Genomic DNA, 23,947 nt, shown 5'->3' with positions numbered 1-23,947 from the left:
TCGTAGCTTGTCAGATTCCCCCGCTCGGATCTCCAGATGGCGGTGAGCCTCGCCTTTCGTGTTCGTACAAGCGCTCCATCCGGTTCGATTGAACGTGCCGATCGCTGGTATAGTTAACGGCGCAAACATGGCACAGCAAAACACATTCGACGTAGTCTCGAAAGTTGACATGGCCGAAGTGAAAAACGCCGTCAACCAGGCAATCAAAGAAATCACTCAGCGGTACGACTTCAAGGGCACCAACTCGACCATCGAGCTCGACGAGAAGGAGCACAAGCTGGTACTCGCGACGGCAAGCGAATTCACGCTGCGCTCTATGAACGATGTGCTTCAACAAAAGCTCGTGCGCCGAGCCGTGTCATTGAAGGCGCTCTCGTACGGCAAGATCGAGCCGGCCGCCAAGGACAGCGTCCGCCAGACGGTGACGCTTCAGCAGGGAATACCAATCGAGAAGGCGCGCGAGATCGTAAAGTTTATCAAGGACACAAAGCTCAGAGTGCAGGCTTCGATCAACGGCGACTTCGTGCGCGTTTCCGGGAAGGACCGCGACACTCTTCAAAAAGTCATCGCGGTGCTTAAGGAAAATGACTTCGGCATAGATACGCAGTTCACGAATTACCGTTCGCAGTGACCGAGGTTCCGTTCTTGGCGGCTTTGCGTCTCTGCGCCTTTGCGAGAGTCTGGGTCACGCCAAGCCGCAAAGCCGCAAAGACCCTTAGATTAAGCATCACGGAAGATTCTGTATCAGCAGCCGCAGAACATTTCGGCCCATTACCTTCCCAATCTCTTCATCGGTGAATCCCTCTGCTAACAGCGCGTCGGTGATCTGTACCAGGCCGCTGGTGTCGAAGGGCGTGGTGACGGCCCCATCAAAGTCTGAGCCAAGCCCAACATGATCGACCCCGACTAGACTTGCCGCGTAGCGGATCGCTTTTGCGATAGCCGTCGCGTCGTTTCCGCACACCGCCGTATCCCAGTAGCCGATTCCTATCACGCCGCCGGTTCGCGCGATCCCTTTCAATTGTTCGTCGCTAAGGTTGCGCTGATTGTCACACGTGCCCTTCATGCCGCTGTGCGAAACGAAAACGGGCCGAGTGGCGAGGGCCAGCACGTCGTCGATAGTCTTCGCCGAAGCGTGCGCGACATCAACGATCATTCGCTTAGCTTCCATGCGCTTGATCATCTCTTTGCCCTTGTCCGTAAGGCCGCCCTTCTCGACGCCATGCGCCGAGCCCCCGATGTCGGTGTCAAAGAAGTGCGACGGCGACATCATTCGAAAGCCGGCGTCGAACAAGACATCGATGTTCGCGAGGTCACCGTCCAGGGCTTGCGCGCCTTCGATGCCCAGAAAACCTGCGGTGATGTGAGGCTCGGCTATGCGGCGATCGAGGTAGCTCGAAAGCTCGGCCGCCGATTTGATCACCGTGAACTTCCCACCGGAGCGCGCCGCTATGTCCTGTAGCTTGCTCGCCTGATACAACGCTCTCTGGGTCAGGCTGTTCCAAGTCGAAGTCGGCCAGCGCTCGGCAATCGCAAGGATGGTTATGTTGTCGCTGGTGTCATCATTGCGCTCGATGTTCATTTTCCAAATGTAAGGCGTCTTGGTGACCACGGTGAAAGCTTGCAGCGCTACGTTGCCATCTATCAGCCTGGGTACATCGACGTGGCCGCGAGTGCCGCGATCGAGCAAATCCCTATCCCACAGGAGTGAGTCTGCGTGCAAGTCGGCAACCAGCAGCTTCTTGTGAAGCTCGACCGCGCGTTCGGACGCCATGTACGGAGGCGGGCTGAGAGAAACGTTCACTCTCTTTTCGAGTTGCGCGGGCAGGACAAAAAAGAACGCGCCGAGCAAGAGCAGCAGAATCACAGCCAGTGTGATCAGGATTTTCTTCTTCATAATCGTTTCACAACACCAAGACACGGAGTCGGCGAGTTCAGAGTACAAGCTTGAGCTTGCTAGTCAGTACCGGAGCAAGCTGAAGCTGGTACTCTGAACTCGCTGTTCTTCGTGTCTTCGCGCCTTTGTGTTTAAGTCCTGCGTGACGAGCTACGCCTCGGCGATCACGCTGTTGACGTGAGCGTCGCGAGCCGCGCGAAGCTTGTCGTACTCGGCGGCGACTGCTTCGTCAGCCTGGCCCAGCTCTTCCACATTAACGGCAGCGAACTCGATCACGCCCATTTCGACGAATGCGTTCTGGATACGCGAGCCCCATAGCCCGATGTCCTTAATCGTCGGCACGATTCGCGAGAACAGCATCTTTGTGTATTGCTGCATGAACGGCGACACTCGCACAAACTCTACGCAAGCGTCCGCGCCCAGACCCAGATTGTCCCAGATCTCTTCGCCCATAAACCGGTCGCGCATCAAGTAGCAGGCTTCGACCGCGAACTCTTCGCGCTCGTCTCGTTCTTTCTCGCTGAGCTGCGGATAGTAGTCGCGCAGCGCGAGTCTTCCAAACGCCACGTGCCGCGCTTCGTCCTGCATGACGTAAGCAGTGAGCGCTTTGCCGAGCGGTTCGGTCGCAAGGTCTCGGATCGTGTTGAATGCAGCCAGAGCGAGCCCCTCGATGATTACTTGCATGGCCAGATAGGTGAAGTCCCATCGCGAATCGGTGATGGCCTGGTCGAGCAGCGTCTTCAGATGAATGTTGACCGGATAGGCCAGTTGCAGCTTCTCTCGCAGGTAACGCGAGTAGACCTCGACGTGGCGAGCTTCATCGAACACCTGAGTCGCAGCGTAGAACTTTGAGTCGATATCGGGCACGGTCTGGACGATCTTTGCCGCGCAGATCAGCGCGCCCTGCTCGCCGTGCAAGAACTGGGAGAAGCGCCAGGCGTCCAGGTGAAGCCGCACAAGCGAGCGGTCCTTCTCGTCCATCTTGTTCCAGATTTCCGAGCCATAAATCGAAACGTAGTAGTCGGGGAACCCAAGCGGGTTCGAAAGGTCGACTTCCAGCGACCAGTCGAGCCGATCGTTCGAGTTCCACTGCTTGGTCTTACCCTTCTCGTAGAGGCCGAGCAGTTTGTCGCGGCCCTCGTCATATTCCCAGTTGAAAATGGTTGTCGAGCCGACGCCCGGAACATGCCACTGCGTTTGCTCCACGGGCAGCGTGTACATACGTGTGCTCATCGAGTGCTCCTGTTGAAGAGTTGCGGGGTTGAAATACGGTTCGAGGTTATGAATTTGGAGAGATCAAGTCAAGGCGGCGTTCAGAGAGCGCCGTGAACTGAATATGATTAAGAGTGGGACTTGAGCCATAATTAAGGCAAGCCTTCCAGAAGTGCCGTAGCAGGTGGCCCCAAGGTGCGATGAGCACCGAAGACAAGTCGCGAGCGAGGTAGTCCCGTGGCCACTTTGAAATCGGACAAGAAACGATCTGAAGAACTGGCGGAGCGATTGAATCGGCATCCTGAGTTTCGAGATAAAGTCGAAGAACTGCTGGACATCGCGGACAACAAATCGGGCGATGCGCACAAGGCGGACGACGCGGAGGATATGATCTGGGAAGAGTTGCGCGAGATGGGACAGGGAATTCTGCAGAACTGAGCCGAGCGAAAGCATGAACGCCTGGTTGGGGAGAGCGAAAAACGAAAGGAACTGAGCAAGAAAGAAAAAAAGGGCTCTACTGGTCGGATGTGTGGCCGAAGCAGGTGGAGGCAAACTCCGTCATTGCTCGTTGCTTGCACCATCCTTTAACTAAGGCGAAAAACGCCGTAGCCAAAATTCCAAAGGCGACGAGCAGCGCACTCAAACGTCGACGACGCCGGCGCCTTTCTTCTGGAACATGCCGAACAGCTTGAACAGCGCTGCGAGTCCCGCAGTAAGCGCTGACAAAAAGCTGACGGAGGAATCGTAAACCTCTTTCTGAGTGACGAACAAGAATAGGGCGACGCTAAGCAGAATCAGCAACAACGGGGCCTTCATCAATTCCCAATTGCTGCTTCCGGCCTGGCGCCACGCGTCTATATCTTCACCGTGGGAAGCCGAGAGCACAAACCGCCGGAAGCTCTCGTCCATCAACCGCAGTCCCGGATCGCGAACGACAAGCCCTCGCTTCAACAACTGCCGTACATCGGTGTTCTTTGAGCTGATCATCCCATCAAGCGCAAGATGAATAAGCGCGCACCGCTCATCCTGGGAACAAGTCGCCCATAGCGCCTGATGATAAGCTCGCGCCTGATCGACTACCTCATTGATCTGTTCTTCTCTAGCGGCGCGGTCCAGAGGTTTTCCCTCCTGACTTGTGCCATTACCGGCGATCTCTTTGCCGATTTTTTCGAGGTAGCGCCAGGGCCGATTGGCTTCCATAACGCGACGGAAGTCGGCGCTCCTTTCTCCGACCTCCGGTTCAGCAATGTCTGGAGAAAACACTGTCACGAACGTGCTGAAAGCTATTGACCATCGAGCCGTCGCCTGATCGCCTTCCGCTGCGTTTGTCTTTTTGGGGGCTGCTGCGGGCGCGGGTTTCTTTTCACCTTTGGCTTCGGGCTCAGTCGACGCTTCCTTGCCAGCACCGTTGGAAGACGCGGCCGGATTATCGCCCCCCGCCGAGATGGGGAAGCGCAAGGGATCGACGGTCGAGACAACTACGACTCGTCGGCTCTCACTCAAGAACCGCTCGATGGCCTGGAGCTTCTCGCGATTCGCCGCCGGGTCATCCATATCATGCTCGAAGTTCTCCAGAACAATGGTTTTTGCCGTCGCGGGTGCATACGCCTTCGTGTTGGCCCATCCCGGCCAGCTGCTCACTTGGCTCAAATCAATCGGGTGGGAATTCTCCGGCCTCCATCCCTTGCCGTTTGGCGGTCGCAAAATAGCGAGATTGTTCGGAGATGGGGATGCACCAGCGACGATAGTCCGAGGCTTGTCTTGGTCGAGGAAGAAGAAATGCCGCGTGACAAAACGGACAAGCTGATACACCAACACACACATTCCCCCCAAGCCCAGAATCACAATCAGCCACTTCGGAAGAGTATCGGGAATTTCGAATAGTGGAACGTTTGAAACAAGGGCAAGCGCCATTTCTCCATTACGGCCGTCCTTACCCTTCTGCAAGCGAAAGCGGCCCTGAACGTCCTGTCCCCAACTCCAGAGCCCATCCGCTGACTCGCCTCGCGCCAGCTCCTGACTCTCTATGCAGGTTTGGTTGTAGAGGGGGCGTAACTGCGTAAGCACAGAATCGAGCTTGCCGGGTTGCTGTGGAACAAAGAGCGAGGCATCCACATTGGCCCCGGAATGCAATGTCGTGAAGAAGAAGTAATCGTAAATGTCCAGGTTCGGCTTCGGCGACACGGGGTCCAGGCGCCCCTTCAAGAACGCGTTCTTCTGGTCCTCGCTTGAGCCGATATTGATAGAGGCGTACTGCGCGTCGATACGTGTGGCCCGCCGCTCGAGTGCTCTCGCGAGACTTACCTGCCCATGCTTGACCATTAACCTCATCTCGAAATTGCGGCCGATCTGAAAAAACCCCAATGCCGGGAGTATACTCATTAGAATCAGAGATCCGACCAATGCAATCGCATAGCCCTTTCGATACGAGAGCCGTGAGAGAAGTTTCAGCCGCTCGGCGGTCTTGGAATCGTCTCCGCTGTAGCCGACCGTAGCGTCCTTCAGTATCAAAGCTCCGAGCACGGTTGCGAGCGACGGAAGCAGAAAGCAACAAACCACCAGCAGTGTTTCGCTCTTCACTCTCCAGGCCACAATCAGGAACACCACCACAAGTACCGTATTGACAGCTATGAGCCGATCGTACAGTCCGGCGTTCCGCTCGTTAGGCCAGAGCCGGCGTATGCGTTCGCCGCGCCGAGGTAGATAGACGATCGAGACGACAAGGAGCCCAACTACCGCGAAGACGAGATAGAGAACAAGCGACAGCGTAAGAATCTCGAGGTTGATAGTGCGAGCCATCTGCTTATCCCTGAACACGACGAGCATCCAGGGAGTGCCGGAGATTGGGCTTACGAACAGACGGTGGCCCTTGCCCAGATACTGAGTGTTAACGAATTCGCTAGCGCGAGCGTGAACGGCTGCGCGAAGGAGCCGATCGTTATCGCACTCCTCGAAGAACTGCTCTTCAAGGTTGTTAACCTCGTCCGAGTGAAACAGGACATCGCCAGTGCTATTGATCACTGCGTAGCCGTGCCCGGACGGCAATACCGTTCCCATCAATGACGCGAGCCTCGTGTCTATGCTGGAAACCCACTTCGAATCGGGCGCCCGGGTCGAAACGATCGCAACGTTCTCGCCGGTGTTCTTCGAATTCACCAGCTCGAAGGCGTATTCGTACTCTCTTCCGCCGTGTCTTAGCTTCCAAAAGTTTTTGTCTCGTGCGTTAGTGAAGTAAGACCTGCTGGACACATCGACGAACGCTGTTGTCTCGGATCGTGTTGTCCACTTTATGCGCTGGAGCCCAGTGGCATCGGCCCAAGTGACAGAGTTGAAGTAGGGGTAGGCCGCAGTCTCCCAGTCGAGCGTTCCCGCCAGGAGGTTCGCGGTAAACTCCGACACCTTCTTCGCATTGCCCTTCGTTTTGGGTATCGGGGACAGCTTCGATGCGTGGAGGTCTGCGAGTGCGCCAGAACGCTCCCTGGTTGCGAGCTTCTTCACTCGCTTGTCGAAGCGCCACAACTGAGCGAGCACGCTGCCAAGCTCCTGCTGGAAGTTCGAGCGAATGCCGGCACCGAGGTTCTTGAGCTGAGCGTCGAGGGTCTTTTCGAGGTTGACGTAGGTGTAAACGTCCAAAAGCAAGAATGTCAAAAGCGTGGTTCCCATGAGCGCGGAAAAGGCCGTAAGCGCGAAGTCGCTGCGCCGCAGTCTGTCCTTTGGGCCCATTAGACGCAGTTTCAACAGCGGCCAGCTAAGCGCGGCCAGCAAGGCCGTGAACGTGAATATGATCAATACGGTGTAGGAAACAGCGTAGGTCTGGTCTCTGAAGTGATCGATGCGGGTTAATCCGCAAACCACCCACCTTACTCCCTGATTATTGTCGTCACCGCTTGCCGAGAGAGTGAGCCTTACAGGTTGCACGAAAAGCTTGTAGTCGGCGCCGCCCAACTGAACGTTTGCGAGGGTGCTCGATTGGTTCGCCAGATCCAACTCCAATTCCCCACCCTTGTCGTTACGCAAACTGTCCAGGCTGACTATGCTCAGCCCCGGCTGACCGTGCTCGAAGATTACCCTTCCGTCTTGTTGCTCGGCGACGAGCACTTCATCGAAAAGAGGGTTTTGCATCTCGCTCCTCTCATCGATTACGTAGCGAGCTACAAACGGGTCGAAGAGCTTGTTGATTTCGCTCTTGGCGACAAGGTTTCTCTTGCCAGCCTGATACTCGAGGTTGAGCCAGAAGGATCCCTGTTCAGCTTTTACGCTTAGAGCGACGGTCGGCGCGGGACCCGACGGCGTTGAGTTCGGACTCGACGAAGAGGGCCCGGTCTTCCTCTTTGCTCGCGAGTTGTTGCTCGCGGTTACGTTCGAAGGAGCAGGCCTTGAGTTGGAAACCACTCGGTCGGTGGTTGCGCTTGTGGTTGGAGTGGGTTGTGCGGGCCTCGCGTTGGAATTCGCGCCGCTCGTATTTGCGTTCGACGGGCGCGGTCTTGGCTGGATCCTGATTTGCCTCCGGGTTTCGGCCGCTGGCATCTGCTTGATGGTCTGCTGAGCCCAGGGGCTCGGATCGTACTTGAGGCTGGTTCCCGAATTATCAATGAGCGCTAACGAACTCTGCAACTTCTCGGTCACTGGCTTCTCGGGCTGCTTCACCGCCTTCATTTCGGCCTTCTTCCCGCCGTGCTTCTCGCTCTTGTTCTCGTCCTTCTTCTCGGCCTTTGTGCCTCTCATGCTCACGATCTCTTTCTTCTCCTGCTCAGCATTCTTCACCGCATTGATCAAGCTGATGCCAAGATTGTCAATTTTCACTTTCATCTGACCGCCAATGTCAGCAAGAACACGAAAGTTCCGTTTCGTGAAATATCCGCTTTGTGATTCAACGAAGAACAGGTAGTACAAACAAAAGGGTACAATCACCAGAATCATGGTGAACCCTATAATGCTGAGTCGCTTAGTACGAGGGGATGCCATGGCTGCACCTTCTGGGTTAGTCTACGGTTAACGATGGCTGAGGACGGTTAGGTTGGAGGGTCGAGAACATTAGAGACCGTGTTTTCACTGCTCGCAACTGACCGCCATATCTACATGACGTAAATATGCAAAGTATTTCATTCGATTGTTTGGACCTGTGGCGCTGCGTGGTGGGGCGAAGACCGGGGTAAGCTCCCTGTGACCTCTCAAAAACCTTCCAGGTTCGCCTTCACCGGAGCTTCGTCAATCAACGCCGCCCAGTGCCGGGCGGTAGCGCCAAAACCGGATTCATCGAACACGTTGAGGTTGGGCAGTAAGAAGTGTGCGGACGCGACCGTCAACAATGCCGGGGTCGCATCATCATCGGCGGAGCGCAACGCAGTCGCGGCCATCCAGGCCAGCTCCAACAGAGCGCCCATGCGGTCCACGAGCTGCCGCGCGTGAGTTGCGGCCCAGGCGCGATCCGCCAGCCGATTGGCGGAGACTTCATCCAGCGTCTGCCTCAGAGTCTGCTCGAAACGCGACCGGGTCTGAGATAGAAAGCTACGCGGCCATTCGCTCAGCGTAGCATTGATCTCGGCCCGCCAGCGTTCAATCAAATCAGACTTCACCGCATCGCGCACGATCTGAAGGCAAAGCGTGTTGTGCGTTCCTTCCCAGGTCTCGATGATCATCGCGTCTCTCAAGAGCCTTGGCAGGACGGTAAAGTCTTCGACGGTCCCGTTCGCGCCCAGGACCATGATGGCTTCGTGAATCGAGGCCGTGAGCGTTGAAGCCGATCGGTACTTCGCCAGGTTGATCAGGAAGCGCTGCCACATTGATTGGCCGGCGTCCGCCGGGCTGAGACCGTGCTCGTCGATCATCGAAACCAGCTTGAAGGTCAGCACTCGATAGCGCCAGCATCTTTCAAGCAGCGAGATCAACGTCTCCTGAACCAGCGGATAGTTGATTATCGCTCCGCCGAACGCGTCGCGTTGGCGCGCATAGTTGCGAGCCTCGAGGAACGCCCGGTGCAGGAAGCCGCAGGCGTTCGCGGCATTGTGCACCCGCGACGTGTTGATGACGTAGTTCATCAGCGTCTTGAATCCGTCGGCCGGGTCACCGATGACCCACCCGGTCGCTTGATTGAAATCCATCTCGGCTGTCGGCAGCGATTGAGTGCCAAGCTTGTCTTTAAGCCGCTTGAACGAGATCTTGTTGAGCTGTCCGCCGGGCAATACCCTCGGCACAAGAAACACGGCGACGCCGGCCGTTCCCGCGCGAGCGCCAGGCGGCCGGGCGGCTACCAGAAAATACTCGTCGGGGTTCGAGCAGAACCACTTCTCGCCGGTGATCGACCAGGTTCCATCCGAGTTTGGTTTCGCTTCGGTTTCGATCGCGCCGATGTCAGACCCGCCATCTTGTTCAGTGACGAACTGTGCGCCGGCGAGCGGCGTCTCAACTGAGAGCAGTAGCGGTAAGTAGGTATCGCGCAGAAACTCGGACCCGCAGGCTTGGACGGCCCGAATCAATCCGTCAGTACAACTGAAGCCGCAGTTCACCGAGGCTTCGCCGTTGTGCGCGAGCAAATAGACCAGCGCAAACTTGTGGACGTCGCTTCTCGCGTCAGTGAGCACGCCGAACTCGGCAACCTCGCGGCGAAGGTGGCGAGTGAATGGGCCGAGATCGACTTGCTCCACCGGACCGCCGGCGCGATCGTATTTGACTATACTGGGCAGGTGCTCGGGCCTGCTGGCTTCGCGAGCGAGATTGTTCCAGCGGCCCGCAACCAGTCTGGCGCAGCGGTGAAGCGAATTGAAGACAGGTGAACGTTCTTCTTCGGTCAGCAGGTCTTTCAAGAGAGCCTGGAACCCTCGATCCATTTCGAAGAAGTCCTGGCCCTCGATTCCTTGAAACTCTTTCAATCGTGACATGTCTAACTCCAGCCAGTTCGTAGTTCGTACTCAAGCTCGTGGTCGGGAGGGTGGGTTTGCCCCGGCCGATGAATGAGCAAGTGCGCTCCTAATTGACAGCGGGGGCAAGCCCACCTTCCCGATCACGAGCCTGAGTACGAACTACGAACTCTTTTTCTTCGTTTTGCGCGACGATGCTTTTCGCTCGGCAGCACCCACTGCTCCTAGCGCCCACACTCTGAGTTGATCGACATCCTCGAGCACATCTACAGGCACCTCATAATAACCCATCGAATAGGACTCTTCGCCGTACGGCTGAAATGGCTTTGCCCCGGCGGCCTCGTAGTCTCGCCGATTGTCATCGTCAACCTTGAAATAGAGCGCGTCGCCGGCGATCAGCCCGAAGAACAAGCCGTCGCGATAGAGCCCCACTCCGCCGAACATCCTTTTAGAGACGATCTCGCCAACGCATCCAAGTTGATCGACGACGTAATCGAGATATTCTTCGCTGACAGGCATATTAACGTTCGCTTGCTAGGTTCTCTTCGTTCGTCCGGCTGGATTATATGGCGAAGCCTTGAGGTGGGCAAGCAATCGACTCGTGACGACCGGTCGGGTTGAAGCCGGCCTCGTCAATCGGTGGATCGCTCTCGTGCTTTGTAGGGAAGAGCTGTCGCTAAGTTGCAGCCGCGTGGTTTGAGTCGGCGAGGGTTAGGAGAGGAGGGAAGTGACGCCGCGGAGGCGTCACTTCCTCCCTGGTCTTTACCTCTCAGGCGCCCTTCGTTCGTGGAAGGCTCGCTGAATCTCCAGGATCTGCGCTTGCTGCTCCGAGGTCAATTTGTTCTTAATGCGGATCGAGAGCATCAATTGAGTCCGCTTCACCTCTCGTTCGATGGCCAGGATCTTATCGAGCTCCGCCAGGACTTTCTGTTCATCGACGTTGGCGCCTTTCGTCAACCCGGCCATTGTCTCGATTTCATCTTGCATCTGCCATTGCAGGTCGTGGAACCGAGCAGCCGCCTTCATCATCTCTTCTTTGATAGCGGCTTTTTGGTCTTCGGTCAGACCCAGCGCCTGCCGGTGGTGCATCACCAGATCGGGTGGGAACAGGTTCTGCGCGATCGGATCAGGCCCCATCGGTGGCCGCGGATGCTGCGGTTGCGCGGGCTGCGGCGGATGCTGCGAAACGGCGACAACCGCTACGACAAGCAAGAAAGCAAATAACCCAATGACTCTCAGTTTCATGATCGGCCTCCGTTCAATTGAATTCGTCAGGTGAGAAAGATTTTATCGACTGCAACGATTCTCCCAGCCGGGGAAGCGACTTGAATATATCTTCGCCGGGCGCCTTCAACAGCGACGCAGTTGGCGATTGCCATGCGGAGAGTGACTTCATACGAATCGCTAATTCGTCCGAAGTCCTCCGCCTCGGAATGCGCCTGATGATGGTTCGCCGCTCCGCCTTGCCCGGCGTGTCAGCGACCTGTGGGGCAGAGACATCCCTCGTTGGGCGTTCCGTTGACTGCGGCGACACTGCGGCTTCCGTCGGCGCGGCCGGCGCCTCAGGCTTCGAATGCCGCACAGCGAAGCTCACCGCGATCAGCATCCCAACGCATAGCGCCGCGACTGCCGGCGCGAGCGCAAAGGAACGAGTCCGATGTCGCGAGCCTGCTGTTCCGGAGTTGGCAGCTTCGAGGACGCCGGCGAACTCAGGCGCGCGGCGCTGCTCGTCGCAACTCAGCTCACGGAACAGTTGCCGGATTCTCTTCTCGTCTCCATTCAGATTCATAAAGCGATTCCGTTTCTTCCAAGAGTTGCCGCAGCCGTTTCTTCCCGCGTTCGTAATGGGTGCGAGCCGAGCCGAGCGACACACCCATAACCGTGGCTGCTTCTTGAAGGTTCAATTCGTGATAAAAGACCAACTCCAACGCTTCGCGCTGTCGCCTTGGAAGCCGAGGCAGCGCACGCCGGAACACATCCTGAATCTCCGCGCGATAGGCCGATTCATCCGGGCGTTCAGTTCGAGTCGCGCCTGTTCCCCGTTCAGCGGCTCTCAGCATGGTCAACGCGCGTACGAGATTCTTGCGGCGCTGATCAGCAGCCGTCTTGCGAATCACCGCGAACAGCCACGTCTTGAAAGACGCGGCGCCGTTGAAGCGGGCTTTGCCCTCGAGTACTTTCAAATAAACAATCTGAAGCACGTCTTCGGCATCGGCAGTATCGCGCCGGCAACAGCCCAGAGCCCAACCGAAGCTGGACGCGTGATGCTGCTCGAGCAAGGCTTTTAGCTCTTCGGTCTCCATCAGCTCCGATTCAGCGATAACTCTGTGTGCACTCGATTAGTCGCGTGAACGGCTCGGTCATATGACACGTAGGAAAACTTTGGAGTGCCGCTGCAAACGGCGCATAGAAAGGTCCCACGTGAAGCTCACAGCTTGGCCAGCGTCAGCCCTTTCTGATCTTGATACTTCCCACCTCGATCGCTGTAGCTGGTTTCGCATTCCTCGTCTGATTCGAAGAACAGGATTTGAATGAAGCCTTCTTCTGCGTAGAGCCGCACGGGAAGGTTCGCCGCGTTGTACAGCTCGACGACAAGCCGTCCGCACCAATTGGCTTCGAGCGGGGTCGTGTTGGCCATCAGCCCGCACCGCGCGTAGGTGCTCTTACCGATAGCGAGGGCGGTGACGTTGCGTGGGATCTGGAACCGCTCAATCGTCACGCCCAACGCGTAAGAGTGCGGTGGGAGCAGCCAGTAGTCGGACCCATCTTCGGCGCGGCGAATCGGAACATCGAGCAGACTGTTGGGATCGAAGTTCTTCGGATCGATTTCAGTGCCGGCCACCGGTGAGAAGACTTTGAACTCATCTCGCGCGAGACGGCAATCATAACCGTAGCTCGACAGCCCGCAGCTTATGATGCGGCGATCGTCGACGCTGCGGACGAGCTTTTCTTCAAACGGATCAATCAGTTTGTGCTCGCGCGACATCCGCTTGATCCAAGTATCTGACTTGATCGACATCCGTCCTCCGAGGTCTCACCTAAACAAGCGCCTCTCGTGCGCTGTTTACACTACCTCGTTCGTGAGCCATAGCCGCCGATTCTGTAAGCTGCGCGATGTCCGATTCGGACGAGATAAAAAAGTTTGCCAGGGACCTCGGCGCGGGCCGCACGCAGGGCCGCTCTTCCAGTGTCGGCTAGAAAGTACCGGCCCGAATCCGGCTCAATGGCAACGAATCTCCCCGCGTGGTCCGGCTCCAAGACAGCCTTCAACTGCCGGTCATAGAACTGCTGGCCCTTATCGACCAGGTCATCCTGCGTAGCATCCTGGACTAACGCTCCGCTCATACTGCCTCCGTCGGAGTGGTATTGTTTCTTTGGCATTAGTATACCTCACGCGCAAGAACACTTGAACTCGTCGAGCGCGAGACGGCATTCATAACCGTAGCTTGAAAGCCCGCAGCTTATGATGCGGCGATCGTCAACGCTGCGGACGAGCTTTTCTTCAAACGGATCAATCAGTTTGTGCTCGCGCGACATGCGCTTGATCCAAGTATCTGACTTGATCGACATCCGTTCTCCTCCGGCTATCTGCTTGGTGACGCAAATCTATCCGTGGCTCTGGTTCGAAGTCAAACAGCGAGGGGCTAGCGATTCGCGATCGCCGAGCAAAATTCAACGCGCTTTTCCGCCCTGCGCCTTTTCGATAAGATGCTCGCATGCCCGATCGGCCGCCCGAAAACATACGCGACCTCCTTGAAGCACAAGTCGAGCGCTCCCCCGAAAAAGAGTTTCTCTTTCTCGAATCCGACAGCCGCGTGTTTACCTATCGCGGGTTCGATGATGAAGTGAATCGCGCAGCCGGCGCTCTGCTTTCTCTTGGGGTGAGAAAAGGCGATAGGGTGAGTCTGTTGCTCACAAATCGTGCCGAGTATCTTATCTTTTATTTCGCTTGCTTCAAGATCGGCGCCTGGGCTGGGCCCGTGAACGCGCTGCTCAAGCCTCAAGAAATCGAGTTCATCATCTCCAACTCCGAAGCCCAAACGGTGGTTACTCAGCCGGACCTGCTCGCCCATCTCGACGAAGCGCGCAAGCACCTCTCGTCATTGCGAAGCGTGATTGTGGTCGAAGAGAGTGGTCAGTGGTCGATTTCAGGAGTTTCGGGTTCGGGGTTCCGGGTTCAGGGTTTAACTCCGGGTTTACCTCCGAACACTGAACCCGGAACCCGGAACCCTGAACTCACCGCCGGCGATGAAGCGGTCATCATTTACACTTCAGGCACCACCGGCAAGCCCAAGGGCGTGCAGCTCACCCACGGCAACTTGATATCGAACGCTCAGCAGATAGCCGAGTGGCTTCATCTGACCGAGGACGATCGCTCGCTGATGATAATGCCGCTGTTCCACGTCAATGCGCTGATGACCACTGCAATGGCGGCGCTGTGGGTGGGCGGCAGCATCGTGCTGGCGCCGCGCTTCAGCGCTTCGCGTCACTGGGAGACGATCTCGCGATACGGCGTGACCTACTTTGGCTCGGTCGCGACAATGCTCTCGATGCTCAACCATTCATATCCGCAAGGGGTGCCCGAGGGACTCAACGTGGGCCGGTTCAGGTTTGCGCTGTGCGGCTCGGCTCCCGTTCCGGTCGGGGTGCTGAAGACGTTTGAGTCGCTGTTTGATCGCCCGGTCATCGAAGGCTACGGTCTGTCGGAATCAACCTGCCGCTCAACGTTTAATCCGATCGACGAGCGCCGCCGAGTTGGCTCGGTGGGGCTGCCGATTGGCAACGAGATTCGGATTTTCGACGACAACGGTAGCGAGCTTGGTCCTCGGCAGGTTGGCGAACTGGTTTTGCGCGGGCCGAACATCATGAAAGGCTATTACAAAAATGAAGCGGCAACGAGCGAGGCTTTTCGCGCGGGTTGGTTTCACACCGGCGACCTGGGCTATCAAGATGAAGATGGCTTCTTCTATGTCGTGGATCGCAAGAGCGACATGATAATTCGCGGGGGCGAGAACATCTACCCTCGCGAGATCGACGAAGTGTTGTACCAGCATCCGAAGGTTAAGGACGCGGCGACTATCGGCGTGCGCCACGAGCTTTATGGCGAAGAGGTGAAATCGTTCATCGTGTTGCGTGACGGAGAGAATGCGACAGAAGAGGAACTCATCGAGTTTTGCAACGAGCGTCTGGCGGATTTCAAGTGTCCGAAGTCGATCGAATTCGTGGAGGACATTCCGAAGGGACCGACCGGCAAACTGCTCAAGAGAGAGTTAGACCGCCGTTGACCCGGGAAACTTCCCGCAGCACAATGACTCGTTCTCATTTCGCCTGAAGCCAAAGCAATCGCGCAATCCAGAACGCGATTGCGAAGCAGGCGAGAAACAGCGCGCCGCAGGCCACCGCTTCACCGACGCGCAACCGCTTCGAGCCGATCAGCTCCGGCCGGCGATCCTCAACGCTCGTAATCGAAGACGCTATCCAGTGAGACGCGATAAACCACGCTATCGTGCCCGTTATCAGCCCTGAGGTGACAGCTAAGAAATACAATTTGAAATCCCAATCGACTCGCTGCGGTTCTTATCAATGCGCCTTATCAAGCCGCAATCGCCAATCTTGCATCAATCACGCCCTTGCAAGCATGCGTAGTTGCCTGGGCGTTAGAAGCCACGTTAACTCGCCGCGAAGGGTGGGGACAGTTTCAGTCAGGTTGATGCAACAGATGCTGCCCTTCTTCAACTGAATGGACGCAACGCCGTTGTCACCTTGTATTATTCTGGATATCAACGTGCCGAGGTCGGGCTGATGTCCTACAAGCGCTATCGACTCAGCGACGCCCTGGCTTTTGATCTCAGCAAACAACTGTTCGGCAAGCGCGCCCGGCGCGAGTGCCGGGGTTTGTTGAATCTCCTTCTTGTTTATGCCCAGAGATCCCGCGAGGATTTCAGCCGTCTCGACGGCGCGCGCGAGCGGGCTGGTCATTATCAGATCCAATTCGACCCCGAGGTTCCGCAGGCCTTTGCAGATTTCGCGCATACGATTGCGACCCTCTTCCGTAAGCGGGCGCTTTTGGTCTGAGAATTCATGTCCTGTGCCAAGCGGCTCAGCTATCGCGTGCCGGATGATGTAAAGCTCCATAAAAAACCTAATCGGTGACGAAGCGTTTGATTATAGGCCATTGAGCGTTAGGCGGTCTATGAAGGGGGAGTGTCCATAGGTCTGACTTCTGACTTCTGACCTCTGCTTGTTGGAGTGCTTGCTGCATTGTAGACTTTTTCCGAGCGCCGTCAGAAGAATCCGTCTTACATGTAATGACTCTCAATCCGAAACCTTTTTACCTCGGCCGAGCTTTTGGCATACCGATCTACGCTCACTATAGCTGGCTACCGGTGTTTCCTTTCTATGCGTGGGCGATTGCCTCGGGCCTTTTGCCTCGCGAAGCGCCGGGCTTATCGACGGCCCAATATTGGGCGCTCGGGTTGCTGACGACGATGCTGCTGTTCGTGTCGGTGCTCTTGCATGAGCTTGCGCACGCGACAATGGCGCGTGCTGAAGGGCTGGGCACCGGCAACATCACGCTGTACATGTTCGGCGGGCTCGCGTCGCTTAACGGGCAGCCGGCGCAGCCTTCGTCCGAGTTCAAGATCGCCATCGTAGGTCCCGCGGCCAGCTTTATTATCGGGACGATCTTCTATCTGGCGGTCGATCTCTTTGTTTATGGCACTACTCATCGCGCGATCGGTCAGGTCCTGCGGCATCTGGGCGTTGTGAACTGGTTCCTTGCTGGCTTCAACATATTGCCGGGCTTGCCGCTCGACGGGGGCCGGGTGCTCAGGGCGGCGTTGTGGCGCTACAACAAGAACTTTAGAGCGGCGACGCAGATTGCGATCCAATCGGGGCTGATGATCGCGATCACCCTGATCGTAGCGGGCATCTACTTTTTCATTATGCTTCCCGACTACGGCATCACCGGATTGTGGATGATGATCATTGGATTGATGATCGCGTTGATGCTCGGCACTACGGAAGGGCGGAGCCGCGGAGTGTGGCGAGTCAAGCGCGGGACGGTCGAGGACGTTATGAATCGCGACGTGGTGCAGATTCCGCCTGGGATGAAAGTCAACGACTTCATCAACAATGTGCTGAGCAACAATCACCACACAAGTTTTCCAGTCGTTCTGGAGAGGAGGCTTCATGGGATGCTGCTGCTCGACGAATTGAAGCAGGTGCCACGCGAAGAGTGGTCCCATCTTGAAGCTAGAGAGGTGATGCGTCCGGTTGACGCTTCGATGTTCATCAACGCGAACACACCGATTCCCGAGGCGCAGTCGATGCTGGCCAACAACCGGCTCGGCCGCGCGGTTGTGCTGGACTCGAATGGATTCATCGTGGGCTACGTCAGCTTGCGGGATGTTGGCAAGGTGCGTAACGAACCCGCACAGGAATGATTGGCCGCACGAAGCCATCGCGGCTTCCGCGCAGACTGTTCACCGGGTCGCGCCAATGGTCGCTTCGGAGAGTCCACGGTAAGAAACGTGCATAGTCTCAATCAAAAACTACGTCTATGACCTATAAGGGCGCAGGTTTTGCCGCGCGCACTACTAATCTTGAAGGAGGAAACTTATGGCGACAACGACTCTCACGCTCCACCAGAAGGTCCCCAACAAATCGGAGAAGGACACGGTGGGCGCAATCACGAAAAAGATCACCCGCACCTCTCCCGAGTTCCTGGAGTTCGTACGGAACGACAACCCCGACGTGGTTTTCAAAAACGAAGAGAGAACCGGCGCGGATATGATGATGACCCCAAAACTCAAGGAGAAGATCGACAAGCTCGCCCAGTTGGTCAAGACTGAACTGCCCGGCTTCAAACTGAGGGTCACGGAGGCGTGGGACGAGAACCTGGAACACAGCTCAACCAGCACGCACTACGAGGGCAGAGCCGCAGATATGACCACTGACCCTGTCAATCTGGCTAAACTTGGCCGCCTGGGTGGCCTTGCCGTTGAAGCTGGATTCGACTGGGTATTCTTCGAGAATGACAAGCACATCCACGCGTCAGTGTCGCGATAGTCCTTATTTGGCTTTCGCTTCAGACGCGCGATTCTTCTTAAGGTAGGCATTCAAACCTGCGAACAGCGAAGCAGCAACCCGCTCGCGGAATTGACTCGTCTGGAGCAAGGCTTCGTCTTTGGGATTGGAGAGAAAGGAAACTTCAGCAAGCACGCTTGGCATCGCTGCTCCCAGCAGCACTACGAACGGCGCGTGCTTCACTCCGCGATTCATAGCGGTTCGCGGAGACTGCGCGCCGATCCCCCGCACAAGCCCGGCTTGAATGTAGCGCGCAAGCTCGCGAGACTCGGCTACTCGGTTGCCAACCGTCACGCTTGCAAACATAGGCTCCCGCTTCTCGCCTGCCGTGTTGCTCGCAAGCCGGGCGTTCTCTCTCGCCGCGGCCTGCAAGTCTTCAGCGGGCGCGCGATCCGGGCTTAAAAAGAAAGTCTCCACACCTGACGCCGACCGCGACGGACTCGCGTTCGCGTGAATCGAGATGAACAGGTCGGCGCGTCGGGAGTTCGCGATCGCTGTTCGTTCCTCGAGCGCGACGAAGCGATCCGAGTCCCGCGTCATTATCACTTCGACATCAGGATAGCGGTTCTTGATATAGGCCTTGAGCCGGCGGCCGACGTCGAGCACCAGGTCTTTCTCTCGCATTCCACCCGCGCTTATCGTTCCGGTGTCGTGACCGCCGTGACCGGGGTCGATCACGATGCGTTTGAGCGGCGATTGCGCGGCTTTGGCATCCACCTTCGCGGCCAGTGCTTGCGCAGCCGCCGCTGGTGTGTCGGCTGCGGCCGGCGAATTTGCTTGTGCGAGCGGCACGATCGGATCAGTTATCTCAGGAAGCGCCATCAACGGATTCCGGTCCGCGCCGCTGAGATTCCTGGTTCGGGGTTGCGAGTTGCGGGCCTCGGTCATTCCGGCGGCTGATCTTACTGACGCTTCGGGTTGAGTGATGGATCTGGCTGAACTCTCGCGAGCCGTCTTGACAATGGAGCCGGCGGAGCCGGCCGAGTGGAGATCGATCACTATGCGCTCCGGTTCGGAGAGCCGGAAGGTCGAATAACTAGAAAGAGAGCCGACTTCTATATCGATCTGGACAATACCAAGCGCGGCACCGAGCGCGCGACCTTGCGCGGGCGCCTCGCCATTAGAAACTACGATTCGCTTGAGCAGGCTGCCATCTCCAACAATAAAGCGCCGGCCGTATAACGACGATGAAACTGCTGCGCGGCTGAGTTCTATGCTCAACCGGTTGCCCACGCGCCGCTCAACGTACCTGCTTTGCTCCGAAAGATCTATGACAACGCGAGCGTAGTCGGGCCCGCTGAAGTTCCGCACGTTTGTGAGCATAGGCGGCCCAACCAACTGCTCGGCATCGCGGCGCGTACCGGCCGGGGAAACCATCACATCGATCGGGCGATTCTTTAACTGAGTTTCAAATCGCGCAAGCACCGCGCGCGCCTCGCGAGCCAGCACCGAGGAAGGAAAGTAAGAGATCAATTCCTTGTAAGCTGCCGCCGCTCCGTCAAGGTCCTGCAAGTTCTCTTCGTAGATCTGCGCAATGCCTATCAACGCGTCGCCAACGAAGACGCTGTGTTTGTGCTCGGTGACGATGGCGCGGTAGGCTTCGATGGCTTGCTGATAGAGCGCGGAATCGCCGGTCGCGTCCGCCATCTCGCGGAGAAGCTCGGCCCTTCGAGCCAGCGATTCCGCCGAGAAATAATGATCGGTGTTGAGACGAATGACCTGCCCGTAGGCATCCATCGCCCGGCGGTAGTCGCTCGCGCTTCGTTCTTCGAGGGGCCGCTCATGCAGCGCGCGGCCAAGCTCGCCTGCGTATCGAAAGAGTTTATCGGCCAGTGAGTCTGGATTTCGTGATGAGGAAGAATCGGGATCAGCCGCGTTCAGAACTGGACGAACCGTCAGGCAGAAAACCAGCGCGAAGACGATACCGCTGACTATCAACTTGTAACGTGCGGGCCATCGCATATCGGACCGTTGCTGAGAACTTCTTTCGGGACTGCCTGCCCGTCTATTTCCGGAGGGGCATCGGGTGCAGTATACAACAACGAAAGGCCGCAGTCTGTTACCAGTTTGGGGAGCAGGCTAATCGCCCGCAAGGCCGGGGTCTTCGCGGCGGCCGCCGTACCATACTTCCAGACGATCGCGATTTCTGAGTCCCTTCGGTCCGGCAAGCAGGATACTGGCAAGAAGCCGCAGCACTTCTCTGCCGGAATACATCCGCAGCTTTCTCCCTGAGGAAGTCACCGATTCCCGGAGAACAACGAAGCGGCCCTGACGCTTCAACGCTCGACTCATCGTGATCTCCTCGGACGCGAATAACTTTTCGTCGAATCCGCCCGCCGCATCGAAGGCCCGCCGAGTGCAGAAGAGAAAGCACCCGCACGCAAAACCTGTGACGCGGAAGATTCTCACCATCATCGGAAAAGTCAGCTCGGCGTAGCGCGGAAGCTTTCCATCGAAGTTCACCGCCGACCCGCCTCCCGCCGCGCCATGGTTCATCGCGTCGATCGCGGCGCGAACGGCTTCTTTGCTGACTACCGTGTCCGCGTCGACGAAGATCAGCCTGTCGCCGGTGGACTCGCGCGCGCCGTCATTGCGGGTTGCGGCTATCTGCCGCCGATTCACTGCGACGACTCGCGCGCCATGCGCCTCTGCGATCGCCGCCGTCCGGTCCGTAGAGGCATCGTCCGCGACAATGATTTCGTAAGGCTCGCCGATGTCTCGCGCGGCCTGGTTCAACGCCTCGAGCGTTCGGCCGATCAGCGCCTCTTCGTTGTAGGCTGGGACGATGAAAGAGATCATGTGAACCGATTAGTAGTTGTTCGAAAGACGCCCTTTAGAAAAGGTCTCCGCGGCCGGAGCCGCCTGAGCGGGAACCCGCGGCGCGATTGCCGATCTGTTCTTTGCCGCATCGTAGCGCGCTGAGATGCTTCGCACGTAGTTCTGCGTTTCGCGATATCGCGGGATTTTGTAGCCTGAATTAACTACGGCATTTTCGCCCGCGTTGTAGCCTGCCAGCACGAGACTAAGATCGTCGTTGAACGAGTCCTTCAAGAATCGCAAATACCTTGCGCCTCCCTCGATATTTTGCGCCGGGTCGAATATGTTTGTCACACCGAAACGCTGGGCGGTCCCGGGCATCAGTTGCATTAGCCCGGACGCACCTTTGTAAGACCGCGCGCGTAGATTGAAGCCTGACTCCTGACGCATCACCGCGATGATCAGATTGGGATCCAGGCCGTTGCGCGCCGCTGAAAGCTTGATTAACTCGTCGTACCTCGGATTGCCGGTCGTCCCGATCTCGCCGCCAATGGAAGTCGAGCCCCCGGGGAACACTATCGGCTGCATGCTGGGCGCCGCCGGAGACGCGGCAGCGGCGGATGTTTTGGACGCCGCGGTTTTCGTTTGCGTATCCGGAGTCTTGAGCGCCGTTGCCAAGGTGTTTTTGACGACGGCGGGAAGTGTCGCGGCTTCATGAATGACAAGCGCGGGTGTTCGCTGAAGCTGCTCGCGTGCACCTTCGGTGTTCAAAACTATGTTTGCATCCTGGGCTCGCGCGTCGCTAACGATTAGTGCTAAGAGCGCTGTGACAATCAGGCCGGCGGTTGATCTCATTTACCCTCCACTCCTCTTGCGACTCGAAGTCCTAGTAACGTCTTCCGTTGAGTTCTTGCGTATGCAATCTAAACCTGGTCATGAAGCGAGAACTGACTCTCAGAGGGGACCGGAAGAAGCGGAGTTGAAAACCTGGAGGGGCGATTCAACTTCACTTCGGCAGCCAGACATCCTTCTGCTGATTTTGGATTTTAGATTTCCGATTTTGGATTGAAGGTGCATCGACCTCTGCTAATCCAAAATCCGCAATCCAAAATTCGAAGGCCTTGGCTTTGCGACCCAGGATCACTCCTGGTGTGCCTTTATCGGTGACTTAAAACAACTATATGTTACGCAGCCAGTCTAATGGGTATCGTACGCTTTGTCAATAATTACGATCTTCAGCGGCTCGAGCCGAGCGGGTTCAAAACCCCCAACTTCAAGTTGGGGGGTGACACAGTCTCTGAACGCATGGGCTAGTGGAAAACCGACTCCAGGCCTGAAACCCCTGGCCTAATGGAAAACAGCCATGGATTGGTTCAGGTGTCCGTAGCTCCGTCGTGCACTTCTTGATGATTCCCCGTATAATGCGGTCGCTCAGTGCGCACCTTGAACGGTCGCGGCCCTGAAGCCGGCGATTGTCACATCCATATAACCAGAGGTGATTCAAACACGATGAACGGCATACCTGAAATAGGGCAAACAGTTCTGAATTTCATCGGTGGGAAATGGGAGCCTTCTGCGTCGGACAAATGGGCTGACCGGCACGACCCTGCCGATCAATCCATACTCGTGGCCCGCGCTCCGGATTCGTCGCGCGAAGATGCGCGCCGGGCGATCGAAGCAGCGAACGGCGCGGCTGCGGACTGGAGCGCGTTGGCTGCGCCGAAGCGCGGCCGGCTGCTGTTCGAGTGGCTCAACTGGATGGATGCGCACAAGGATGAACTCGCCAACCTGCTCACGCGCGAGGAAGGAAAAATACTTCCCGAGTCCGTCGGCGAAGTGAAACGCTCGATGGACATACTCGAGTTCACCGCCGGCATGGGGCGCAGGCTTGCGGGGCGCGTGTTCCCGGCTGAGGAAGACGGCGTGTTTTGTTACTCGAGCTCCCAGCCGTTAGGCGTAGTCGGCTTGATCAGCCCGTGGAATTTCCCGGTGGCGATTCCCGTATGGAAGCTCGCGCCCGCCCTCGTCGCAGGCAACACCGCCGTGCTCAAGCCATCGCCGCTCACGCCGTTGACCGCGACCGCGCTGGTTCGAGGTCTCGAAGAAGCGGGCGTGCCGTCGGGCGTCGTGAACCTCGTACATGGTGACAGCGCGCCGGGCGTCGAGCTGATCTCAAACGAAGCCGTGAAAGGCGTCTCGTTTACGGGCTCGACCAAAGTCGGAAAGATGATCGCTCGGGACGGCGGCGAGCGGATGCTGAAGCTGCAGTTGGAGCTTGGAGGAAAGAACCCGCAGATCGTGCTGGACGACGCCGATCTCGACTTGGCGGTGAACGGGGTGGTCGCCGGCGGCTTTGGCTCGACGGGTCAGCGGTGCACCGCGACGAGCCGGGCGATTGTGACGGACAGAGTTTACGACGACTTTCTGGGCCGCCTGATCGCGCGCGCGTCTTCGATTCGCATCGGGCCCGGAATAGAGGCGGGAGTTGAGATGGGACCGCTTGTCGATTCGCGCGCGATGAACGGCGTAGCCCACTACGTCGGCGTTGGCGTGAATGAAGGCGGAAAGTTGTGTGCGGGCGGCGCGCCTGTGAAAGATGGCGGGCTCGAGCGCGGTCACTTCTTCGCGCCCACGGTGATCGAGGCAAAGCAGGGCATGGAGATAACTCAGGAAGAGATCTTCGGCCCGGTTGTGGCCGTGATTCGGGTTCGAGATTTGGAAGAGGGGATTAAGATCGCGAACTCTGTGCGCTACGGCCTCACTTCGACGATCTTTGCACGAGATGTAGGTAAGGTGTTTCGTTTCGCCGAGCGCGCGCAAGCCGGAATCATTCACGTAAATCGACCGGGAGTGGGTGGCTTCTCGCACGTGCCGTTTGGGGGGATCAAGGAGAGCGGCTACGGCGGTCGCGAGGTCGGCGACGAAGTGATGAGTTTCTACACTGAGACCAAAGTGGTCTACGTGAACTACAAGTAACCGTCTATCGCTTTACTTATGCTCAATTAAACACGACGTGAGAAGAGCGGACGCAGGAGTCGTCGTCTGGTTTGGGAAGGCGCTGGCAATTGCCGCTGAATACCAGGGTCAGTTTGAGTTCAGAGTTCAAGCTTCAGCTTGCTCTTTCCGCCGCATGAGC

General features: G+C 57.3%; 21 protein-coding genes, 1 pseudogene and 1 riboswitch. Of the genes and pseudogenes, 6 read left to right on the top strand and 16 right to left on the bottom strand.

What is annotated here, in order from left to right; all coding sequences use genetic code 11:
- Positions 1-127 precede the first annotated feature (127 nt).
- On the top strand, positions 128-631 hold the full coding sequence (locus AABO57_21725; protein MEK6288345.1) for a YajQ family cyclic di-GMP-binding protein: 504 nt from the start codon (positions 128-130) through the stop codon (positions 629-631).
- Positions 632-727: 96 nt separating this feature from the next.
- Here AABO57_21725 and AABO57_21720 read toward each other — a convergent pair whose 3' ends face one another.
- On the bottom strand, positions 728-1,897 hold the full coding sequence (locus AABO57_21720; GenBank protein MEK6288344.1) for a dipeptidase: 1,170 nt from the start codon (positions 1,895-1,897) through the stop codon (positions 728-730).
- A 150-nt stretch (positions 1,898-2,047) separates the two neighbouring features.
- Positions 2,048-3,130: a ferritin-like domain-containing protein gene (locus tag AABO57_21715; protein MEK6288343.1), complete on the bottom strand. Its 1,083-nt coding sequence runs from the start codon at positions 3,128-3,130 to the stop codon at positions 2,048-2,050.
- Between the two features lie 216 nt (positions 3,131-3,346).
- Between AABO57_21715 and AABO57_21710 the strand changes: the two genes are divergently transcribed.
- On the top strand, positions 3,347-3,547 hold the full coding sequence (locus AABO57_21710; protein ID MEK6288342.1) for a hypothetical protein: 201 nt from the start codon (positions 3,347-3,349) through the stop codon (positions 3,545-3,547).
- Positions 3,548-3,748: 201 nt separating this feature from the next.
- On the opposite strand, the gene AABO57_21705 is transcribed toward AABO57_21710, so the two are convergent.
- The 9 genes and pseudogenes from AABO57_21705 to dcd (AABO57_21665) all read right to left on the bottom strand — a co-directional run bounded on the left by AABO57_21705 (position 3,749) and on the right by dcd (AABO57_21665) (position 13,536).
- Entirely contained in the window at positions 3,749-7,918 is a 4,170-nt protein-coding gene (locus AABO57_21705) for a hypothetical protein (protein ID MEK6288341.1), read from the bottom strand.
- A gap of 362 nt (positions 7,919-8,280) precedes the next feature.
- Positions 8,281-9,987, bottom strand: coding sequence for an acyl-CoA dehydrogenase family protein (locus AABO57_21700; GenBank protein MEK6288340.1), 1,707 nt, complete (start codon positions 9,985-9,987; stop codon positions 8,281-8,283).
- A 141-nt stretch (positions 9,988-10,128) separates the two neighbouring features.
- Positions 10,129-10,485: a TfoX/Sxy family protein gene (locus AABO57_21695; protein MEK6288339.1), complete on the bottom strand. Its 357-nt coding sequence runs from the start codon at positions 10,483-10,485 to the stop codon at positions 10,129-10,131.
- 243 nt (positions 10,486-10,728) lie between these two features.
- Positions 10,729-11,211, bottom strand: a complete 483-nt coding sequence (locus AABO57_21690; GenBank protein ID MEK6288338.1) for a hypothetical protein — start codon at positions 11,209-11,211, stop codon at positions 10,729-10,731.
- Positions 11,212-11,224: 13 nt separating this feature from the next.
- Positions 11,225-11,755 (bottom strand): hypothetical protein, encoded by a 531-nt coding sequence (locus AABO57_21685; protein ID MEK6288337.1) that lies wholly within the window; start codon positions 11,753-11,755, stop codon positions 11,225-11,227.
- Positions 11,709-12,269 (bottom strand): RNA polymerase sigma factor, encoded by a 561-nt coding sequence (locus AABO57_21680; protein ID MEK6288336.1) that lies wholly within the window; start codon positions 12,267-12,269, stop codon positions 11,709-11,711. Before AABO57_21680 ends, AABO57_21685 begins: the two co-directional genes overlap by 47 nt.
- 125 nt (positions 12,270-12,394) lie before the next feature.
- Positions 12,395-12,985 (bottom strand): dCTP deaminase, encoded by a 591-nt coding sequence (gene dcd, locus AABO57_21675; protein MEK6288335.1) that lies wholly within the window; start codon positions 12,983-12,985, stop codon positions 12,395-12,397.
- Positions 12,986-13,035: 50 nt separating this feature from the next.
- Positions 13,036-13,347 carry a hypothetical protein gene (locus AABO57_21670; GenBank protein ID MEK6288334.1) on the bottom strand — a complete coding sequence of 104 codons (312 nt, stop codon included), beginning with the start codon at positions 13,345-13,347 and terminating at the stop codon, positions 13,036-13,038.
- 24 nt (positions 13,348-13,371) lie between these two features.
- Positions 13,372-13,536: pseudogene (dcd, locus tag AABO57_21665) on the bottom strand (dCTP deaminase).
- Positions 13,537-13,682: 146 nt separating this feature from the next.
- Here dcd (AABO57_21665) and AABO57_21660 point away from each other — a divergent pair.
- Positions 13,683-15,251 carry a long-chain fatty acid--CoA ligase gene (locus tag AABO57_21660; protein MEK6288333.1) on the top strand — a complete coding sequence of 523 codons (1,569 nt, stop codon included), beginning with the start codon at positions 13,683-13,685 and terminating at the stop codon, positions 15,249-15,251.
- A gap of 34 nt (positions 15,252-15,285) precedes the next feature.
- Here AABO57_21660 and AABO57_21655 read toward each other — a convergent pair whose 3' ends face one another.
- Together AABO57_21655 and sixA are read right to left on the bottom strand one after the other, a co-directional pair.
- A complete protein-coding gene (locus AABO57_21655) occupies positions 15,286-15,513 on the bottom strand; it encodes a hypothetical protein (protein MEK6288332.1) in 228 nt (75 codons plus the stop codon).
- Between the two features lie 75 nt (positions 15,514-15,588).
- Positions 15,589-16,101, bottom strand: a complete 513-nt coding sequence (gene sixA / locus AABO57_21650; GenBank protein MEK6288331.1) for a phosphohistidine phosphatase SixA — start codon at positions 16,099-16,101, stop codon at positions 15,589-15,591.
- A 173-nt stretch (positions 16,102-16,274) separates the two neighbouring features.
- Between sixA and AABO57_21645 the strand changes: the two genes are divergently transcribed.
- Together AABO57_21645 and AABO57_21640 are read left to right on the top strand one after the other, a co-directional pair.
- A complete protein-coding gene (locus AABO57_21645; protein MEK6288330.1) occupies positions 16,275-17,411 on the top strand; it encodes a site-2 protease family protein in 1,137 nt (378 codons plus the stop codon).
- A gap of 175 nt (positions 17,412-17,586) precedes the next feature.
- A complete protein-coding gene (locus AABO57_21640) occupies positions 17,587-18,036 on the top strand; it encodes a hypothetical protein (protein MEK6288329.1) in 450 nt (149 codons plus the stop codon).
- Positions 18,037-18,039: 3 nt separating this feature from the next.
- Here AABO57_21640 and AABO57_21635 read toward each other — a convergent pair whose 3' ends face one another.
- From AABO57_21635 to AABO57_21625, 3 genes are all read right to left on the bottom strand, one after another.
- Entirely contained in the window at positions 18,040-20,016 is a 1,977-nt protein-coding gene (locus tag AABO57_21635) for an N-acetylmuramoyl-L-alanine amidase (protein MEK6288328.1), read from the bottom strand.
- A gap of 117 nt (positions 20,017-20,133) precedes the next feature.
- A complete protein-coding gene (locus AABO57_21630; GenBank protein MEK6288327.1) occupies positions 20,134-20,853 on the bottom strand; it encodes a glycosyltransferase in 720 nt (239 codons plus the stop codon).
- Positions 20,854-20,862: 9 nt separating this feature from the next.
- Positions 20,863-21,666, bottom strand: a complete 804-nt coding sequence (locus tag AABO57_21625; GenBank protein ID MEK6288326.1) for a lytic transglycosylase domain-containing protein — start codon at positions 21,664-21,666, stop codon at positions 20,863-20,865.
- A gap of 155 nt (positions 21,667-21,821) precedes the next feature.
- Positions 21,822-21,977, bottom strand: a riboswitch (cyclic di-GMP riboswitch).
- A gap of 343 nt (positions 21,978-22,320) precedes the next feature.
- Between AABO57_21625 and AABO57_21620 the strand changes: the two genes are divergently transcribed.
- Positions 22,321-23,787: an aldehyde dehydrogenase family protein gene (locus AABO57_21620; protein MEK6288325.1), complete on the top strand. Its 1,467-nt coding sequence runs from the start codon at positions 22,321-22,323 to the stop codon at positions 23,785-23,787.
- Positions 23,788-23,947 lie beyond the last annotated feature (160 nt).

It is taken from the genome of Acidobacteriota bacterium (assembly GCA_038040445.1).
Classification (GTDB): Bacteria; Acidobacteriota; Blastocatellia; order UBA7656; family UBA7656; genus Onstottus_A; species Onstottus_A frigus.
The sequence above is the reverse complement of the archived record's forward strand: the minus strand, read 5'-3'. Positions and strand labels throughout refer to the sequence as shown.

Coding starts and splice junctions, on each gene's coding strand:
- AABO57_21725 (MEK6288345.1), top strand. CDS start 128: ATGGCACAGCAAAACACATTCGACGTAGTCTCGAAAGTTGACATGGCC.
- AABO57_21720 (MEK6288344.1), bottom strand. CDS start 1,897: ATGAAGAAGAAAATCCTGATCACACTGGCTGTGATTCTGCTGCTCTTG.
- AABO57_21715 (MEK6288343.1), bottom strand. CDS start 3,130: ATGAGCACACGTATGTACACGCTGCCCGTGGAGCAAACGCAGTGGCAT.
- AABO57_21705 (MEK6288341.1), bottom strand. CDS start 7,918: ATGAAAGTGAAAATTGACAATCTTGGCATCAGCTTGATCAATGCGGTG.
- AABO57_21700 (MEK6288340.1), bottom strand. CDS start 9,987: ATGTCACGATTGAAAGAGTTTCAAGGAATCGAGGGCCAGGACTTCTTC.
- AABO57_21695 (MEK6288339.1), bottom strand. CDS start 10,485: ATGCCTGTCAGCGAAGAATATCTCGATTACGTCGTCGATCAACTTGGA.
- AABO57_21690 (MEK6288338.1), bottom strand. CDS start 11,211: ATGAAACTGAGAGTCATTGGGTTATTTGCTTTCTTGCTTGTCGTAGCG.
- AABO57_21685 (MEK6288337.1), bottom strand. CDS start 11,755: ATGAATCTGAATGGAGACGAGAAGAGAATCCGGCAACTGTTCCGTGAG.
- AABO57_21680 (MEK6288336.1), bottom strand. CDS start 12,269: ATGGAGACCGAAGAGCTAAAAGCCTTGCTCGAGCAGCATCACGCGTCC.
- dcd (MEK6288335.1), bottom strand. CDS start 12,985: ATGTCGATCAAGTCAGATACTTGGATCAAGCGGATGTCGCGCGAGCAC.
- AABO57_21670 (MEK6288334.1), bottom strand. CDS start 13,347: ATGCCAAAGAAACAATACCACTCCGACGGAGGCAGTATGAGCGGAGCG.
- AABO57_21660 (MEK6288333.1), top strand. CDS start 13,683: ATGCCCGATCGGCCGCCCGAAAACATACGCGACCTCCTTGAAGCACAA.
- sixA (MEK6288331.1), bottom strand. CDS start 16,101: ATGGAGCTTTACATCATCCGGCACGCGATAGCTGAGCCGCTTGGCACA.
- AABO57_21645 (MEK6288330.1), top strand. CDS start 16,275: ATGACTCTCAATCCGAAACCTTTTTACCTCGGCCGAGCTTTTGGCATA.
- AABO57_21640 (MEK6288329.1), top strand. CDS start 17,587: ATGGCGACAACGACTCTCACGCTCCACCAGAAGGTCCCCAACAAATCG.
- AABO57_21635 (MEK6288328.1), bottom strand. CDS start 20,016: ATGCGATGGCCCGCACGTTACAAGTTGATAGTCAGCGGTATCGTCTTC.
- AABO57_21630 (MEK6288327.1), bottom strand. CDS start 20,853: ATGATCTCTTTCATCGTCCCAGCCTACAACGAAGAGGCGCTGATCGGC.
- AABO57_21625 (MEK6288326.1), bottom strand. CDS start 21,666: ATGAGATCAACCGCCGGCCTGATTGTCACAGCGCTCTTAGCACTAATC.
- AABO57_21620 (MEK6288325.1), top strand. CDS start 22,321: ATGAACGGCATACCTGAAATAGGGCAAACAGTTCTGAATTTCATCGGT.